A 17,751-nucleotide genomic window follows, 5' to 3' on the forward strand; every position below is an offset into this window, starting at 1 on the left:
GTCATGCTCAGCGCAGGGCGGTGAGTGACTCGTAGCGAGGCTGAGGGGCCGGAGGGGTGGGGGGAACCGCCTGGCTGCCAGGACTGAAGCTCGGCTGCAGGGGGGCGGAGGGGTTCCACTGCTCGGGCTCGCCCGTCGCGGCGGTGAGGTGGACCGGCGCGGTCGCCGCCACTCCCGCCCGGGCCTGCGGGCTGGCGGTGGAGGCGGCGGCCGCCGCGGTCATGGCGCTGGTCGCGTCAGCCGCATGGGCTGGCGCCGTGGGTGCGCCGGCGCTGGGGAGGGTGTAGCGCACATCCACGAGCGTCGTGTCGTCGACGAGGTCAAGGCTCTGGACGGTGAGGCTGCGGACAGTGCCGCCCAGGAGCGACTCCAGGTGGGCCTTGAGCTCCGCCTCATTGGCGATGGCGCGATCCACGGTGACGATCTGGTGGCGGTTGCGGCCCAGGAGCGCGGGGTGGTCGCCGAGCCACAGGGAGACGACGACGAGCGCCATGAGCGCGGCGACCATCGCCAGCGGGGCTGTCTGGATACCGCCGAGGAGGCCGAGGGCCAGGGCGGCGAAGAAGTAGGCGACCTCGTGCTGCTCCAGCTCGGTGGAGCGCAGGCGGATGATGGAGAGAACACCGAAGAGGCCCAGGCCCAGGCCAGCGGCCACAGAGGCCGTCGAGAGCAGGAGGGTGACGGCAAGGACGCCGATATTGACGCCGGTGTAGGCGGCCACGAGGTCCTTGCGGTGGTGCCGGCGGGAGTAGAGGGCGCCTACGAGGATGCCGAGGGCGATGATGTCGGCAGCCATGTAGGCGAGGGAGAGGGCGGTCATGGGGATCACTCCTGAGGTTGTCACTGGCTGGTGACTACTAGTGAAATGCCTGATCCCATGGGGAGCCTGTGAGAACGGTGAGAGCGACGCATGGGTTTTTCAGCTCGGGCGGGCCCGGATCGAGCGGCGTGGGTGGGGCGGGCGCCTGCCGCGGCGCGGGCCGCCGGGCGACACGCCGATGGCGCGCTGCGACGCGGATGACTTTTCGGTCTCGATCCCCAGGCTGGGGAAGCGCCCGGCGCGCGGTGGCTTCAACGGCTGTGGTTAACGGCCCCGGATTCGTGTCAGACCCCTGCGGCAGCATGGTGGCGCGGGTTCGGCGGGGCCGGACTCTCTTGGCGCCGGGGCCGGCGGGCGGGCCCGCCCACCGGCTGTCCACAGGCCGGGGCCCACTGTCCACAGGGAGGAGGAGTGCTATGCACAGCAGCGTGGTGGACACATCATCTTGGGGTGGTGGACCACCCCCACCCCCAGGGGTAGTGTTCAGATCTGCGAGGGACCCGTGCCCTCCCAAGAATGACAACCGTGTGGTTACGCCAGTGGAACCCCCTCATCGCAGGGAGTCCGGGGCGGCCGCAGGGGGCTCCGATCAAGAGGAAGGCCCAGCCATGCCGATCACCGTCTACAGCAAGCCCAACTGCTTCCAGTGCACCGCGACCTACCGCGCGCTGGACAAGGCCGGCCTGTCCTACAGCACGGTGGACATCTCCGTCGACGCTGAGGCCCTGGAGCAGGTCAAGTCCCTGGGGTACGCCCAGGCTCCCGTCGTCATCGCTGGCGGGGACCACTGGTCCGGCTTTCGCCCGGACAAGATCAAGGGCCTTGTCGCGGCCGCTGAGGCCGTCGCCATCTGAGGTGGCGGCGAGTCGTGCCTGACGCGCCCCTCCTCGTCTACTTCTCCTCCGTCTCGGAGAACACGCATCGCTTCGTCGGGAAGCTCGGCTTCCCGACGAAGCGGATCCCCCTCCTTCCCAAGGAGTCTCCCCTGAGGGTCGACGACGAGTACATCCTCGTCGTGCCGACCTATGGTGGTGGCGCCGTGAAGGGGGCGGTGCCCAAGCAGGTTATCGCCTTCCTCAACAACCCGGACAATCGGGCGCTGTGCCGGGGCGTCATCGCCTCGGGCAATACCAACTTCGGCGAGGCCTACTGCCTGGCGGGTGACATCATCGCCAGCAAGCTGGGGGTGCCGTTCCTGTACCGATATGAGCTGCTCGGCACCCCCACGGACGTTGCACGCGTCAAAGAAGGATTGGAAGACTTTTGGCAGACACGCTGACGGACACCGGCTCAGAGACCGTGTCCTCCCCGGAGCTGGACTACCACGCGCTCAACGCGAAGCTGAACCTCTACGACGCGCAGGGCAGGATCCAGTTCGACGCCGACCATGAGGCGGCCCGGCAGTACTTCCTCCAGCACGTCAACCAGAACACGGTCTTCTTCCACGACCTGGAGGAGAAGCTCAAGTACCTGGTTGAGGAGGGCTACTACGAGGGCCACATTCTGGACAAGTACTCCCCGGAGTTCGTCAAGTCCGCCTTCAAGGCCGCCTACGCCCACAAGTTTCGCTTCGAGACCTTCCTGGGTGCCTTCAAGTACTACACCTCGTACACGCTCAAGACCTTCGACGGGAAGCGCTACCTGGAGCGCTTCGAGGACCGCGTCACCATGGTGGCCCTCACCCTGGCCGACGGCGATGAGCAGCTGGCCCTCGACCTCGTCGACGAGATGATGTCCGGCCGCTTCCAGCCGGCCACCCCCACCTTCCTCAATGAAGGCAAGGCCCAGCGCGGGGAGCCCGTCTCCTGCTTCCTCGTGCGCATCGAGGACAACATGGAGTCCATCGCCCGCGGCATCAACTCCGCCCTCCAGCTGTCCAAGCGCGGCGGGGGAGTGGCCCTCCTGCTGAGCAACCTGCGGGAGATGGGCGCCCCCATCAAGCGCATCGAGAACCAGTCCAGCGGCGTCATCCCCGTCATGAAGCTGCTGGAGGACTCCTTCTCCTACGCCAACCAGCTCGGCGCCCGCCAGGGCGCGGGCGCGGTCTACCTCCACGCGCACCACCCGGACATCATGCGGTTCCTCGACACCAAGCGCGAGAACGCCGATGAGAAGATCCGCATCAAGACGCTCTCGCTGGGCGTCGTCATCCCGGACATCACCTTCGAGCTCGCCAAGAACAACGAGGACATGTACCTGTTCTCCCCCTACGACGTCGAGCGCGTCTACGGGGTCCCCTTCTCGGACATCAACGTCACCGAGAAGTACCGCGAGATGGTGGACGACGGCCGCATCAAGAAGAAGAAGATCAACGCCCGCGTCTTCTTCCAGACGCTGGCCGAGATCCAGTTCGAGTCCGGCTACCCGTACGTCATGTTCGAGGACACGGTCAACAAGGCCAACCCCATCAAGGGCAAGGTCAGCATGTCGAACCTGTGCTCCGAGATCCTGCAGGTCTCCGAGCCCAGCCAGCTCAACGAGGACCTCTCCTACGCGCACGTCGGCAAGGACATCTCCTGCAACCTCGGCTCCCTCAACATCGCCAAGACGATGGACTCCCCGGACTTCGCGCGCACCATTCGCACGGCCGTGCGCGGGCTGACCGCCGTCTCGGACCAGACGCACCTGCCCAGCGTCCCCTCGATCGACCGCGGCAACCACGAGTCCCATGCCATCGGCCTGGGGCAGATGAACCTCCACGGCTTCCTGGCGCGCGAGTCGATCTTCTACGGAAGCGAGGAGGGCCTGGACTTCACCAACGTGTACTTCGCCTGCGTGCTCTACGCGGCCCTGGAGGCCTCGTGCGAGCTGGCGATCGAGCGCGGTGAGACCTTCGTCGGCTTCGAGGACTCCGCCTACGCCAGTGGCGAGTTCTTCACCAAGTACACGACGCAGGACTTCGTGCCCGTCACGGAGAAGGTCAAGGCGATTTTCGCCGCCTCCTCGGCGCATGTGCCCACCCGCGAGGACTGGGCGCGCCTGGCCGCCAAGGTCAAGGAGCACGGCCTGTACAACCGCAACCTCCAGGCGGTGCCGCCCACCGGCTCGATCTCCTACATCAACGGCTCGACCTCCTCGATCCACCCGATCGTCTCCAAGATCGAGATCCGCAAGGAGGGCAAGATCGGGCGCGTCTACTACCCGGCGCCCTACATGACGAATGACAACCTGGAGTACTACCAGGACGCTTACGAGATCGGCCCGGAGAAGATCATCGACACCTATGCCGCGGCCACGCAGCACGTCGACCAGGGCCTGAGCCTCACGCTGTTCTTCCCGGACACCGCCACCACCCGCGATGTCAACCGCGCCCAGATCTACGCCTGGCGCAAGGGCATCAAGACGCTCTACTACATCCGCCTGCGCCAGGCCGCCCTCGAGGGCACCGAGGTCCAGGGCTGCGTCTCCTGCATGCTCTGAGGTCGGCTGGCTCATGGCGCGAGAGCCCGCGAGCGAGGGGAGGGACCTCGCAGGGCTGGAGTTGAGCGTGGTCGAGGTCCCGTGAGATGACGCGAAACCCGGCTCGCCCACCGTCCGGCAGGCTGCCGGGTTCACTTAGCAGGGCTACTGCCCTGAGCCCTTCTACCGTATGCGAGTCGGGGCCTGAGATCCAGGGGCATGGAGCGACTGGGTGCGCGGGCGGGCTCAGGCCTGGCCGCCGCAGTTCCCCACGGGGAACTCCTTGTCCCTCCTCCTGACGGCGCGGACGATGAGCGCGGCCCCGGCGTGCGCCGCCGCGAGCACCGGCAGCGAGGCGGCGATCCCGCGCGCGCTCACCCGGTTCGGCACGCCCTCCTCGCGCAGCGCCTTCCAGGTCCAAGCGCCCGAGGCGATGACGAGCGGGGCGGTCAGCGCGCCGGAGACGTACCCGCGCCGCGCCAGGCACAGGCCCAGGTGCCCAAACCCGTGCAGGCCAAAGGCCGCCGCCGCGTTCTGGAACCACGCCGAGCGGCCACCGCTGCGATAGCCCGCGATCGAGGCGCCCACCCAATGGGTGCCGATAAGCGCGATCCCCGTCGTCACATGGGCCTGGCTCACGCCGTCCTGCCTGAGTCCGTCCGGGATCGGTGCCCAATCGGGCAGGGCGCGGCACAGCTCTCGGGAGGAGGCGCGGTACGTCAGGAGCTCCTCGGCGTCGTTGGCCAGGTAGCTCGCCGCCAGCGCCAAGCACGTCAGCTCGGCGCGGCGCGGGCGCGCGGGGCTGCTCATGGCCGCGCCCCTTTCCACCGGCGCGTCACGAGGTAGGCGCCGCCGTGGAGCGCGAGCGCCACCACAGGGAAGGCCGCCATCGTCCATCGCCGGGGCTCGAGCTCCACGCCGTCGGACCTCAGAGCCGCATTGGCGAAGAGCCAGAAGGGCAGGACCACAGGGAGGGCCGTCGCGCAGCCACTGGTGTAGCCGCGCGTCAGCGCCGCCGAGCCCAGGTGGATGAAGGTATGCATCCCGTAGCCGTAGAGCATCGATTGGTAGAAGGCCGAGCGGCCCCGCGTGCGGTAGCCGTCGATCGACGCCGCTGCCATGAGCAGCCCCATCGCGGATAGCGCCACGTAGACCTGATCGCGGGACAACCCGTCGCGGCGCACGTCCTCGGGCAGGAATGGCGCCGACCTCAGGAAGGGGTGCGGATGGCCCGGCATGGTCGCGTACTCCTCCAGGTCGTGCGCGAGCCAGGAGAAGAAGAGCCCCGCTGTCGCCAGGTCCACCGCGTCCACTCCGCCGGGCGCGACGGCGCGCCTCCCCGTGCCATCACCGAGCCCCCGACCATTCCGACGTCCACCGCGCGCCCTCTGACCAGGCATCATCATTGCGAGCATGACCATCACTCCGCATCCGCATCACAAACGCAACTAACGGTTGCGCTACAAATGGTAGCGTATTGCGGGGCAGGATGGAAGAGGCGCGGGTCCGTGCTCGTCGGGCGCGCGGGTCTCAGCCCTGGTCGCGCAGGTGGGCCTCGACGCGCTCGACCTTCGCGGTGAGCTGGCCGGTGAAGCCCGGGCGGATGTCCGCCTTGAGCACGAGGCTCACGCGCGGGCTCACCTCGCCGACCGCCTCGCAGGCGCGCTTGACCACCGCCATGCACTCATCCCACTCTCCCTCCAGGGTGGTGAACATCGACGTCGTCTCGCAGGGCAGTCCGGACTCGCGGCACACGCGCACCGCTCGGGCGACCGCCGCGGACAGCGAGCCATCGGGATCATCAGTGGTGGATGGGGACACGGAGAAAGCCACAAGCATGGCCCCAGCGTAAGTGGACCCGCCCCGCGCGTGTTCTGAACCGGTCTCGCCGTGCTGTTCGCCCGGTTTCGCCGTGCTGTTCGCCCGGTCTCGGCGAGGGAGAGGAGGGGCGGGTTACGGAGAGGGGGTCCAGACCTCGTCGCAGCGGTGGGCGCTGGCCTCCACGAGCGCGGCATTGGGCAGGTCGACGACGCGCACCCAGTGCGCCGCGTCCACGCGGTCCCGCCCAAAACTCATATGCCGCGCCACGAGCCGGGCCGCTAGCTCCTCGGTGGGCACCGCCAGCATGATGAGCAGGTCGATGCGCTCGCGCACCGCCTCCCAGCCGGCAGTGCCCAGGGCCAGGTAGTTCCCCTCCGTGAGAACGACGCCGCCCCCGGACACCCGCGTGCCCGCGGCCACCGGCTCATGCAGGTCGCGGCGGTAGACCGGCGCCAGCACCTCCTCCCCGCGCCGCACCCGGTCCAGGGTGGTTACATACCCGCCGACGTCGAAGGTGTCCGGGGCGCCCTTGCGCCCATGGCGCCCCAGCTCGTCGAGCACCGCGTTGGACATGTGGAAACCGTCCATCGGCACCTCGCCCGCCAGCGCCCCCGCCTCGGTAAGGATCGCCGCGAGCTCGCGCGCCGCCGTCGACTTCCCGGAGCCGGGCGCGCCCGTGAGCCCCACGACGACGCGCGCGTCCGGATCGCGCGAGACGTCCCGCGCCAGGCGCTCGGCGAGATCGGCGATGAGCTCGGAGGCGCTGCCGTCGCGGGTGATCGGAGGGGCGCTGGGCGCGCCAGTCTCAGATGTCATGGGCCGATTGTGCTCACGCCGACGCCGCGCCCGCACCCCTTGCGCCCGCCCGGCCCCGGTCAGGCCCCCGGGTCGTGCGCCCCGGTCAGGCGCCCCAGCCTGCTCGCCCGAGCCCGCCCGTCTCAGTCCCGCTGCCCCAGGGGCGCCGTCGAGCCGCGCAGAACGAGCTCGGTGGGGATCATGATGCTCCGCGAGCCATCCATCGGCCCGGAGTCCACCTGCTCCAGCACCAGAGCGACCATCTCGCGGCCGTGGCGCTTGAAGTCCTGGCGGACAGTCGTCAGCGGCGGGAAGCTGAACTCGCCCAGGTCCAGTCCATCGAACCCGACGACGGACACGTCGCGGGGCACCGCCCGGCCCCGCTCATGCATCGCGCGGATGAGGCCGAGCGCCATCTCATCGTTGGCGCAGAACACGGCAGTGACGCCAGGGTCCTCGGCCAGCCGCAGCCCCGCCTGGTACCCCGACGCCGCGCTCCAGTCCCCGGGCAGCGGATCGGGCACCGCCACCCCCGCCTCCCGCAGGCTCGCCGCCCACGTGGCCCGGCGGATGAGCGCCGACTGCGAGCCCTCGGGCCCGGTCACGTGATGAACAGCGCGGTGCCCCAGACCCAGCAGGTGCTCGACGGCGGCGCGCACCCCGCCGGCCTGATCCGCGCTGGCCGAGGGGTAGTAGCCCACGAGCGCGGAGTCCGAGACAGCCACGGGCATCGTTGGCGGCAGTGCGAGGTGCTCCGGGCCGGCCCGCCCCGCCTGGACGACGGCGAGCCCGTCGATCGCCTGGTGGGCGAGGCGCACCGCCGCCTCCCGCATGTCATCGGACTCGGGCTGGTCCACCTGCACGAGGCTCACCGCGTAGCCCGCGTCCGTCGCCGCCTCGACGACCCCCGCGGTGGTCATGGCCTCGCCGGTGCGCTGGATCTGCTGGGTGAGCACGCCGATCGCCTTGAAGGAGCCCCGTCGCAGCGCCTGCGCCGCCCGGTTGGGGGAGTAGCCGAGCTGGTTCATCGCCCGCAGCACGCGCTCGCGGGTGGCCGGGCGGACATTGGCGGCCCCCATGGAGACCCGGGACGCGGTCTGCGTGGAGACGCCGGCCAGTCGGGCCACGTCGCCGAGCGACGGCGCCCCTGTGCTCCTGCGCTGACCGGCCATGGCGCGAGGCTATCAGGGGCGAAAAGCACTCTTTCGCCGTCGCTTCGTGGTGACGTTGCCACAGTGTGGAGCCAGAGATCTCTCGATGAGGAAGATGGTCCAGTCAAAACCTTGTCGGTCGCCCGAACCGCCTCTATGATAACGTCAACATCAACGAGGTCCCACGGTGCCGCATCGACGCGGCCCGGCCTCACGCCGTCAGTCGCAGGAGACCGCAAGCGATGATCATCCCCCGGCACTACGAGGACCTCGGCGTCCTCCATGAGAACACCCTCCCTGCCCGCGCCTACTACATCCCCGCCTCCACCCCACCGGACCCCAGCCCCTGGAAGCGCCAGGACTCCGACCGCTTCCACCTGCTCTCGGGAACCTGGCGCTTCGCCTACCTCCCCTCGATCCACGACCTCACCGTCCCCTTCTGGGAGGCCGACGCCGCGCCCGCCGCCCCCGCGGGTCCGGCCGCCCTCGACTTCGCCGAGGTGCCCGTGCCCAGCACCTGGCAGCACACCGGCTACGACCACCACCAGTACACGAACGTCCGCTATCCCATCCCCTTCGACCCGCCCCGCGTCCCCCAGGACAACCCCTGCGGTGCCTACCTGCGCGACTTCGACTACACCCCCGACGCCGAGGCCCCGTGTGCCCATCTCGTCTTCGAGGGCGTTGACTCCTGCTTCTACGTCTGGCTCAACGGCGCCTACATCGGCTACAGCCAGGTCTCCCACGCCACGAGCGAGTTCGACGTCACCGAGCACATCCGCCCCGGCGCCAACCGCCTGGCCGTCCTCGTCCTCAAATGGTGCGACGGCACCTACATGGAGGACCAGGACAAGTTCCGCACCAGCGGCATCTTCCGCGACGTCTACCTCCTGGGCCGCCCCCGCGTCTCCCTCCTCGACTACGCCGTCACCACCGCCCTCGGCCACGGGTCTGTCTCACGTGCTGCTTCGGCCGGCGCCGACGGCGCTGCCGCCCCCGCCACGGTCGAGATCCGGGCGTCCTATCGAGGAGGCGAGGTCCCCACCAGGGCCGTGCTCACCGACCGCGACGGTGTCAAGGTCGCCTCGGGCGCCCTCGAGCCCGACGCCGCCGCGCCGTCATCCGGCATGGGGGCCACTGGCGCCGCCGACACCCCCTACACCCATCGCCTGCGCCTGGAGGTCCCCACCCCCCACCCATGGACCGCCGAGGACCCCTACCTCTACACCCTCACCCTCATCACACCCGATGAGGCCATCACCGACCGCGTCGGCCTGCGCGAGGTCAGCGCCGACGGCGTCGTCGTGCGGCTCAACGGGCGGCCCACCACCCTGCGCGGCGTCAACCGCCACGACTCCGACCCCGTCACCGGGCCCGCCGTCGACCTCGCCCATATGGAGCGCGACCTGCGGCTCATGAAGGAGCACAACATCAACGCGGTGCGCTCCTCCCACTACCCCAATGACCCGCGCTTCTACCAGCTCTGCGACGAGTACGGCTTCTACGTCATGTCCGAGGCGGACAACGAGAGCCACGGCGCCCAGGCCCGCTTCCTCGCCGACCCCTCCTGGGAGAACCAGGTCGAGCACTGGAACGAGCCCATCGCGGACAACCCCGAGTGGACCGAGGCCACCGTGGACCGCATGCGCCTGTGCGTCCACCGCGAGAAGAACCGCCCCAGCGTCATCGCCTGGTCCGCCGGCAACGAGTGCGCCTACGGCTGCACCTTCGAGACGGCCCTGGCCTGGGTCAAGGGCTTCGACCCCACGCGCCTGACCCACTACGAGAGCGCCATCTACCACAGCTCCAAGCGCGCCTACGACTTCTCCAACCTCGACCTGTACTCGCGGATGTACCCCCGCCTCGACGAGGTCCGCGACTACCTCGACTCGGGCCCGGACAAGCCCTTCCTGCTGGTGGAGTACAGCCACGCCATGGGCAACGGCCCCGGCGACCTCGAGGACTACTGGGAGATCATCCGGGCCGACGAGCGCATGTGCGGCGGCTTCGTCTGGGAGTGGTGCGACCACGCCGTCGCCGCAGGAACCGCCCTGGACGGGCGCCCCATCTACCTCTACGGCGGGGACAGCGGCGAGGAGGTCCACGACGGCAACTTCTGCGTCGACGGCCTCGTCTCCCCGGACCGCGTGCCCCACTCCGGGCTCGCCGAGCTCAAGAACGTCCAGCGCCCCGCCCGCGTCCTCTCCTACGACGCCGACGCCGGCCTGCTCACCCTGCGCAACGAGCTCGACCACACCGACCTCGCCTCCTACGCCCGTGTCTCCTACGCCCTCACCCGCGACGGCGAGACCCTGGCCAGCGGGGACATCCCCCTGACCGCGCCGATAGCGCCCCACACCGAGGCCGCCCTCGCTCTGCCCCTGACCATCCCGCCCACGGGCCGCGCCCACCTCCTCGTCACCTACCGCCTCGCCCACGACGAGCCCCTGCTCGACGCCGGCCACGAGCTCGGCTTCGACGAGGTCGCCCTGCCCGGCGCGGACCGCCGCCACCGCGCGGTCGCCGCTTTGGATGAGCGCCCCGCTCCGGCCGGCCCTGTGACCGCCAGGCGGACGGGCTCACGGATCGACGTCGTCGCGCCGGGCCTCGCCTGCGCCTTCGACACACGTACCGCCCTGCCCACGAGCATCCGGGCGGGCTCCGCCGAGCTCCTCGACCGCCCCGCCGAGCTCACCATCTGGCGCGCCCCCACGGACAACGACCGCCACATCCGCGCCGAGTGGGAGAGGGCCGGCTACCACTGGGCGACGGCGCGCGCCGAGAGCCTGGAGATCGTCGAGCCCGCGCAGGAGGGGCTCGTGACCCTGCGCGGTCAGATCGCCATGGTCGCCCCCACCCTCCAGCCCGCCCTGCGCGGCACTATCACCTGGATCATCCGCGGCGACGGCGATATCGACCTCGCGCTCGACATGACGCGCGCCGAGGGCTTCCCGCCCCTGCCGCGCCTGGGCCTGCGCCTCTTCCTGCCCCAGGCGATGGACCGGGTCTCCTACTACGGGCTCGGCCCCGGCGGCGCCTACGCCGACAAGCGCCGCGCCAGCCGCCACGGCGAGTTCACCGCGAGCCTGCCCGAGTTCCACGAGGACCACATCAAGCCCCAGGAGAACGGCAGCCACGCGGACTGCGACTACGTCGCCGTCGTCAGCGGGGAGGACGGAGCGGGCGGCGGGGGAGCGCGCCTGGGCCTGAGCGCCGTCGGCCACCACCCCTTCTCCTTCAACGCCTCGCCCTACACCGCCGAGGAGCTCGCCTCGCGGCGCCACAACACCGAGCTCGTCCCCTGCGGCTCGACGGTCCTCACCCTCGACGCCGCCATGGCGGGCATCGGCTCCAACAGCTGCGGGCCGGCCCTGGCCGAGCGCTACCAGGTGGCGGCGCGCGACCTCTCCCTGGCCCTCACCCTCCGCGCGAGCAGCGAGGAGGCCGTCCGATGAGCGCGCAGGACTCCACAGGCTCTTCGATGGCTCCCGGCGCCGAGGAGCGCAGGTACCTCAAGTGGTACAACAAGGTCGGCTACGGATCCGGCGATGTGGCGGGCAACGTCGTCTACGTCCTCCTGTCCGCCTTCGTCATGATCTACCTGACGGACACCGCGGGCCTCAACCCCGGTGTCATCGGCACCCTCATGATGCTCTCCCGCCTCTTCGACGGCTTCTCCGACGTCGCCTTCGGCACGCTCATGGACCGCACGCGCACGCGGATGGGCAAGGCCCGGCCCTGGATGTTCTGGGGATTCTTCGGCTGCGCCGCCATGATCATCGCGGTCTTCGCCATCCCCTCGGCCCTGGGGGACACCGCGAAGTACGCCTGGTTCTTCATCGCCTACACGCTGCTCAACGCCGTGTTCTACACGGCCAACAACATCGCATACTCGGCGCTCACCGCCCTGGTGACCCGCAACAGCGCCGAGCGCGTGCAGATGGGCTCGATCCGCTTCATCTTCGCCTTCTCCACCAGCCTGCTCATCCAGAGCGTCACCGTCGAGGCCGTCGACGCCTTCGGCGGCGGGGCGCAGGGGTGGCGCGCCGTGGCGATCATCTACGCGCTGCTCGGCCTGGCGGTCAACAGCCTGTCCGTCATGTCCGTCAAGGAGCTCCCACCCGAGGAGCTCGAGGGAACGGGTGCGGATGAGGGCTCCGACGCCGCGGAGCAGGAGGATGGCGCCGCCCCCGGCAGTGCCTCCGCCGCCGGCGATGGCGAGGAGGAGAAGCTGGGCCTGCGCGAGTCCCTGCGATTCCTGGCGGGGAACAAGTACTACCTCATCATCCTGGCCGTCTTCCTGCTGGCCCAGGTCTTCACCGCCATGCTCAACATGGGCATCTACTTCATGACCTACGTGCTCAAGGACAAGACGCTGCTGGGCGACTTCGCCTGGGCCATCAATATCCCGCTCATCGCCGGGCTCGTCCTCACCCCCATGATCGTCAGCCGGATCGGCCAGATGTACCGCGTCAACGTCGTCGGCTACGTCATCGCCGTCGTCGGGCGCCTGGGCGTGGTCGTGGCCGCCTACATGGGCAGCGTGCCGCTCATGCTCATCCTGTCCGGCGTCGCCTCGCTGGGCATGAGCCCCCTGCAGGGCACTCTCAACGCCCTCATCGCCGAGGCCTCGGAGAACACCTGGCTGCGCACCGGCAAGCGCATCGACGGCCTCATGTTCTCCTGCACCTCGCTGGGAGTGAAGGTCGGGGGAGGGCTGGGCACCGCCGTCGCCGGCTGGCTCCTGGCCTTCAGCGGGTACGACGGCGACGCCGCGGTCCAGGCCGACTCCGTCATCCAGATGCTCTTCTTCATGTACGCCTGGCTGCCCCTGGCGGCCAACGCGCTCATCCTCTTCCTCCTCACCCGCCTCGACGTCGAGAAGGCCAACGCCCGCCTCAAGGCCGACGCGGGGGAGGACGCGCCCAAGGAGTAGCGATCACCACGGCGGCGGGCCTTCGGCGAGGCTCGCCGCCGCTGGGCGTCGTCGTTAGCATGGCCCCACCGCGGCCGGCCCGCGGGCGCCCACCCCTCCGGAGGAAGAACATGCACGAGCCCATCAAGCTCATCGACCGCGTTCAGGCGATCAACTGGAACCGCCTCGTCGACGACAAGGACCTCGAGGTCTGGGACCGCCTCACCGGCAACTTCTGGCTGCCCGAGAAGGTGCCGCTGTCCAACGACATCCAGTCCTGGGCCACCCTCAATGAGGCCGAGAAGAACATGACCACCCGCGTGTTCACCGGCCTGACCCTCCTGGACACGATCCAGGGCACCGTCGGCGCCGTCTCCCTCATCCCGGACGCCCGCACCCCCCACGAGGAGGCGGTCTACACGAACATCGCCTTCATGGAGTCCGTGCACGCCCGCTCCTACTCCTCCATCTTCTCGACCCTCATCTCGACGGCGGAGATCGACGAGGCCTTCCGCTGGAGCGAGGAGAACGCGAACCTCCAGCGCAAGGCGCAGATCATCCTCAACTACTACCGCGGCGACGACCCGGAGAAGCGCAAGGTCGCCTCCACCATGCTGGAGTCCTTCCTCTTCTACTCCGGCTTCTACGCCCCCATGTACTGGTCCAGCCACGCCAAGCTCACCAACACGGCCGACCTCATCCGCCTCATCATCCGCGACGAGGCCGTCCACGGCTACTACATCGGCTACAAGTACCAGCTGGCCGTGCGCGAGTCCTCCCCGGAGCGCCAGGCCGAGCTGCGCGAGTACACCCTCGACCTGCTCATGGAGCTCTACGAGAACGAGGAGCAGTACACCGAGGACCTCTACGACGAGCTCGGCCTGACCGAGGATGTCAAGAAGTTCCTGCGCTACAACGCCAACAAGGCCCTCATGAACCTGGGCTACGAGGCGCTGTTCCCCGCCGACGCCGTCGACGTCAACCCAGCGATCATCGCCTCGCTGTCCCCCAACGCGGACGAGAACCACGACTTCTTCTCCGGCTCGGGCTCGTCCTACGTCATGGGCACCGCCGAGGCCACCGAGGATGACGACTGGGACTTCTGAGCCCAAGGGGGCGCCCGCGCCCGTGAGGCCCCGGCCGACGGCACCGCCCGTCTACCGGGGCACCAGCAAGATGGCCCAGGCCCACGCCCGCAGTTGGGGCCTCGACGACGTCATCGACGCCGTGTTCTTCGCCTTCGCCGCGGGCGCGGCCCTCTGGCTGGCCTGGCTCGTCATCGGCGCGGGCTGGCACCTCACCCCCTGGGTGGTGCTCGCCGGCATCGCCTTCTGGGGCCTGCTCGCCTACCTGGCGATCCCCCGTGTCCACCAGGTCCTCACCTGGCTCTACGTCCCCGACTACTTCATCGGCCGCACCCGCACCCCCGACGGCCTGCTCGGCGACCCCGTCAACCTCGCGCTCCTGGGCCACGAGGAGGACCTCCACGAGGCCATGCGCAGCGCCGGCTGGGTGCGCGCCGACCCCATCACCCCGCGCTCGGGCTGGCGCATCATCGTCTCCTCCCTCCTGCGCCGCTCCTACCCCTGCGCGCCTGTCTCCACCCTCCAGCTCTTCGGCCGGGCGCAGGACGTCGCCTACCAGAAGCAGGTCGAGGGCAACCCCTCGCAGCGCCACCACGTGCGCCTGTGGCACACCCCCGCGAACTGGGTCCTGCCCGGCGGACGCGCTGTCGACTGGCTCGCCGCGGCCACCTACGACCGCGCCGTCGGCCTGTCCGCCCTCACCCTGCAGGTCACCCACAAGATCGACGCCGATATCGACGTCGAGCGCGACTACGTCGTCGATGACATCCGCTGGGCCTGCCCCGCCGCCGGGCTCGAGGTCTGGCCGGACTTCTTCACTTCATACCACGACAAGAACGGGGGAGGGGACCGGGTCATCACCGACGGCGACCTCTACGTCCTCGACCTGCACGACATCGTCCCCGACTCGGAGCACACCGTGGAGCTCTCCCGAGCCCGGGCGATCGACGCGCGCGCCTCGCGCCGCCGCCCCGGCCAGCTCCTCATCGCGCTCGGGCTGATCGCCCTGCTCCTGGGCGCCCGCGTGGGCTCGATGATCGGCGCCGCCGAGGCTCTGAGCACAGTGATCGAGGCGCTCTCCACGAGCATCACCGACCTCGACGAAATCGCCGACGCCGCCGCCACGATGTCCGCGGCCGTGGGCCTGGCCTCCCTCGGCCTGACGCTCGTCGTCGTCGCCCTGGGGTGGGCCTCCTGGAACGGGCACCCGCGCAGCCGCACCGCGCTGCTGGCGGTCCTCACCCTCAACATCCTCACCGACATGTCCCAGGTGGGCGCCCTCGGCGTGCGGCACGCCGACGCCTGGGTCCTCATCACGTCCGCCCTCGCCGTCCTCGCGCTCCTGGCGCTGACCGCCCGGCCCGTCCAGCGCTGGGAGCGCTCCCGCAAGGCCGAGCGCCTGGCGGCGCGGCAGGCCGCGCGAGTGGGGCAGCAGGCCGCGCGGGCGCGCTGAGCATCCCGGGTGGGTAGTGCGATCCATGGCGCGACCAGGAGCGGCACGGCATGCTGAAGCCATGAGATCGAACGGACGCGATCGCTCCTGATCGATCTCCATGCGGCTTCCGGCCACACGCCCCTGAGCGGGCCGGGCGAAGGGCAGATCGCGCCGCATGACACGGACCGGGTGGGCCCGGGCGCCGAAGGGAGACGGCGCCCGGGCCGCCCTCTCGTTCGAGCTCCTTCCACCGGTTCTCGTCAGTGCCTCCCGCTACCCTGGCCCCATGAGCGACTACCTCGCGGGCCCGAGCAACGACCCGATCAGCGGGCCGGACCCCACCGGTTCGGCGCAGCCATCCGCTCCCGTCATCCCGCCCCTGCCCGCGCATGCGCGCTTCGGGATCCCCTTCAACGGCGTCGTCCCCCTGTGGTTCGACGGCGACCAGATCGCCTGGTACCGGCCCACCGATGGCACCGACCTCGCCGACGTCCTGGGCCTGGGCCACGTGGAGACCGAGCCCGGCCCCGCCTCCGTGCCCGAGGGCTGGGCCGAGCGCGTCGAGTTCGGGACGCTGGAGGAGGGCGGCCTGCGCCTGCGCGCCGAGGGCCCCACCGGGCGCCGCGCCATCAACGACGCTGGCACAGGGGTCCTCGTCCCCCTTGGCGAGCCGCTGAGCGTGCCCGAGGCCATGGGCGGCGGCTTCGACACCGCCTCCTTCGCCGTCCACATCGCCCGGCTCATGCTGAGGGCCGCCCGCGACGGGGCCATCCTCGTCTTCACGCTGCGCGCGCCCCGCGACCCCGAGGCCCACCACATCCTCTCCATCCCCTCCGAGGTGGACTCCCAGCGCGTCATGCGCTTCCACCTGGGGACCCTCATGGAGATGGAGGGCGGCGCCTGGGACAAGGCGGACCGCCGGGGCGGCATGTCCCTGCTCGACCTCTCGCTCCCCTACGAGGCCCTCCTGGCGGGCGCCGGCCCCGAGGCCGAGCAGGGCCTGGACGCCGGCCTGCTCATCGACCTGGCCGAGCCCGTCGTCGCCTGCCTGCTCAAGCCCGGATTCCCCTTCGCCCTGGGCTGCTCCTTCGTCATGCCCGTCAAGGGCTGAGCGCCGCCTGGTCTCGCCGCTCATGGCGCGCCCGCCCCGGCGGGTGGCCTTGCGCCGTCGGCGCGGCCATGACGGGCCAGTGCTGACTCTCACCCACGCGGTCGAGGCCCAGGAGGCCTCCGCCGTCGCCCGTACCGGTGGCGCGCGCCGCCCCCTCGCGTCCGCTCCCACGAGGCGGGCGCCAGCCCCCGTGCCCTGACAAATCTGCGATCCATCGCAGATTTGTCAGGGCACGAGGATGGGCCGGACTGCTGAGCCGCGCGTCAGGCGGCCCGCGCCAGGGCGGTGATGCGGGACATGAACTCGGCCAGGAAGCGCTCGGCGTCCACGGCCACGGCCGCCCGGCTCGTCCTCGGGGCGCCGAGGCGCTCGACGTCGCCGATGGTGCGCCCGCGCGTGGCGCCGTCGAGATCCACCTTGAGGTTGATCGGCAGCATCGTCACCAGGGACGGGTCCACGGCGACTCCGACCGCCAGCGGGTCGTGCAGGCCGCAGCCGCCCAGCCCCGGCGCCGTCGTCTCATAGGCCCGGATGTAGTAGTCCGTCATGTCGGCCAGGAAGGCGCCCGCCGCCGTCCCGAGCTCACGCCAGCGGCTCGTGTGCTCGTAGGTGAGGAGCGTCTGCAGGGTGACGTCGAGGCCGATCATCGTGGCGCTCACCCCGGATCGCAGGACGGCGTCGGCGGCCTCCGGGTCCTGGTTGATATTCGCCTCCGCCCACGGGCTCACGTTCCCGCTCACCGTGAGGGCTCCGCCCATGAGCACCACGCTGAGGCGCTCGGCCAGGCTGGGGTCCTTCTCCAGGGCGGCGGCCAGGTTGGTCAGTGGCCCCGTGGGCACGTACACGAGATCCTCGCCATGGGCGCGGGAGGCCTCGATGATGAAGTCGACGGCGCTCGTCTCCTCCGCGGCGCGCGGCGAGGGGGAGATCTCCACATCGCCCACGCCGTTGCGGCCGTGGATGAAGGCGGAGATCTCCAGGACCTCGAAGCCATCGCGGGCCATCGCGTGGGGCAGGCCCGGGTAGACGGGCACCTGCGGCGCCCCGAGCAGGTCGAGCACCGCCAGGGAGTTGCGCACCGAATCGCCCACGAGGACATTGCCGTAGGTGGCGGTGATGCCGATGAGCTCGGCTTCCGGGCTGCCCAGGGCGTAGGCGATCGCCAGGGCGTCGTCGATACCGGTATCGAGGTCGAGAATGAGCTTGCGGGTCATGGTTC

The 17,751-nt window shown here is 70.2% G+C and carries 15 protein-coding genes; 8 read left to right on the forward strand and 7 right to left on the reverse strand.

Translation table 11 applies throughout. The annotated features are described in order from the left end of the window. Positions 1 to 7: 7 nt before the first annotated feature. A complete protein-coding gene (locus A1QA_RS13700) occupies positions 8 to 820 on the reverse strand; it encodes a DUF4956 domain-containing protein (protein WP_017177954.1) in 813 nt (270 codons plus the stop codon). A 608-nt stretch (positions 821 to 1,428) separates the two neighbouring features. Here A1QA_RS13700 and nrdH point away from each other — a divergent pair. The 3 genes from nrdH to nrdE are packed head-to-tail and all read left to right on the forward strand — an operon-like array spanning position 1,429 to position 4,240. Further along, entirely contained in the window at positions 1,429 to 1,674 is a 246-nt protein-coding gene (gene nrdH / locus A1QA_RS0105675; RefSeq protein ID WP_017177955.1) for a glutaredoxin-like protein NrdH, read from the forward strand. A gap of 14 nt (positions 1,675 to 1,688) precedes the next feature. Beyond that, on the forward strand, positions 1,689 to 2,099 hold the full coding sequence (gene nrdI / locus A1QA_RS0105680; protein ID WP_017177956.1) for a class Ib ribonucleoside-diphosphate reductase assembly flavoprotein NrdI: 411 nt from the start codon (positions 1,689 to 1,691) through the stop codon (positions 2,097 to 2,099). Next, positions 2,084 to 4,240: a class 1b ribonucleoside-diphosphate reductase subunit alpha gene (nrdE, locus tag A1QA_RS0105685; protein WP_017177957.1), complete on the forward strand. Its 2,157-nt coding sequence runs from the start codon at positions 2,084 to 2,086 to the stop codon at positions 4,238 to 4,240. Before nrdI ends, nrdE begins: the two co-directional genes overlap by 16 nt. 225 nt (positions 4,241 to 4,465) lie before the next feature. Here nrdE and A1QA_RS0105690 read toward each other — a convergent pair whose 3' ends face one another. The 5 genes from A1QA_RS0105690 to A1QA_RS0105710 form a co-directional block, all read right to left on the reverse strand. Beyond that, positions 4,466 to 5,029, reverse strand: a complete 564-nt coding sequence (locus A1QA_RS0105690; protein ID WP_017177958.1) for an HXXEE domain-containing protein — start codon at positions 5,027 to 5,029, stop codon at positions 4,466 to 4,468. Continuing rightward, on the reverse strand, positions 5,026 to 5,523 hold the full coding sequence (locus A1QA_RS0105695; RefSeq protein ID WP_244266067.1) for an HXXEE domain-containing protein: 498 nt from the start codon (positions 5,521 to 5,523) through the stop codon (positions 5,026 to 5,028). The genes A1QA_RS0105690 and A1QA_RS0105695 overlap by 4 nt, the downstream gene beginning before the upstream one ends. A 226-nt stretch (positions 5,524 to 5,749) precedes the next feature. Next, a complete protein-coding gene (locus A1QA_RS0105700; protein WP_017177960.1) occupies positions 5,750 to 6,058 on the reverse strand; it encodes a thiamine-binding protein in 309 nt (102 codons plus the stop codon). Between the two features lie 114 nt (positions 6,059 to 6,172). Next, the gene (locus tag A1QA_RS0105705; RefSeq protein WP_017177961.1) at positions 6,173 to 6,856 is read right to left on the reverse strand and encodes an AAA family ATPase; all 684 of its coding nucleotides are present in this window, start codon (positions 6,854 to 6,856) and stop codon (positions 6,173 to 6,175) included. Between the two features lie 122 nt (positions 6,857 to 6,978). Then, entirely contained in the window at positions 6,979 to 8,007 is a 1,029-nt protein-coding gene (locus tag A1QA_RS0105710) for a LacI family DNA-binding transcriptional regulator (RefSeq protein ID WP_051000519.1), read from the reverse strand. Positions 8,008 to 8,228: 221 nt separating this feature from the next. Here A1QA_RS0105710 and A1QA_RS0105715 point away from each other — a divergent pair, with 221 nt between their 5' ends. The 5 genes from A1QA_RS0105715 (at position 8,229) to A1QA_RS13705 (ending at position 16,532) form a co-directional block, all read left to right on the forward strand. Further along, on the forward strand, positions 8,229 to 11,441 hold the full coding sequence (locus tag A1QA_RS0105715) for a glycoside hydrolase family 2 TIM barrel-domain containing protein (RefSeq protein WP_017177963.1): 3,213 nt from the start codon (positions 8,229 to 8,231) through the stop codon (positions 11,439 to 11,441). Continuing rightward, positions 11,438 to 12,922 (forward strand): MFS transporter, encoded by a 1,485-nt coding sequence (locus tag A1QA_RS0105720; protein WP_017177964.1) that lies wholly within the window; start codon positions 11,438 to 11,440, stop codon positions 12,920 to 12,922. Before A1QA_RS0105715 ends, A1QA_RS0105720 begins: the two co-directional genes overlap by 4 nt. 110 nt (positions 12,923 to 13,032) lie before the next feature. Next, on the forward strand, positions 13,033 to 14,007 hold the full coding sequence (nrdF, locus tag A1QA_RS0105725; RefSeq protein WP_017177965.1) for a class 1b ribonucleoside-diphosphate reductase subunit beta: 975 nt from the start codon (positions 13,033 to 13,035) through the stop codon (positions 14,005 to 14,007). A 70-nt stretch (positions 14,008 to 14,077) separates the two neighbouring features. Continuing rightward, positions 14,078 to 15,439: an LssY C-terminal domain-containing protein gene (locus A1QA_RS0105730; RefSeq protein WP_017177966.1), complete on the forward strand. Its 1,362-nt coding sequence runs from the start codon at positions 14,078 to 14,080 to the stop codon at positions 15,437 to 15,439. A 268-nt stretch (positions 15,440 to 15,707) separates the two neighbouring features. Beyond that, positions 15,708 to 16,532, forward strand: a complete 825-nt coding sequence (locus A1QA_RS13705; protein ID WP_244266068.1) for a hypothetical protein — start codon at positions 15,708 to 15,710, stop codon at positions 16,530 to 16,532. Between the two features lie 263 nt (positions 16,533 to 16,795). On the opposite strand, the gene A1QA_RS0105740 is transcribed toward A1QA_RS13705, so the two are convergent. After that, positions 16,796 to 17,746: a nucleoside hydrolase gene (locus A1QA_RS0105740; protein WP_017177968.1), complete on the reverse strand. Its 951-nt coding sequence runs from the start codon at positions 17,744 to 17,746 to the stop codon at positions 16,796 to 16,798. Positions 17,747 to 17,751 lie beyond the last annotated feature (5 nt).

The organism is Actinomyces timonensis DSM 23838 (genome assembly GCF_000295095.1).
Classification (GTDB): domain Bacteria; phylum Actinomycetota; class Actinomycetes; order Actinomycetales; family Actinomycetaceae; genus Actinomyces; species Actinomyces timonensis.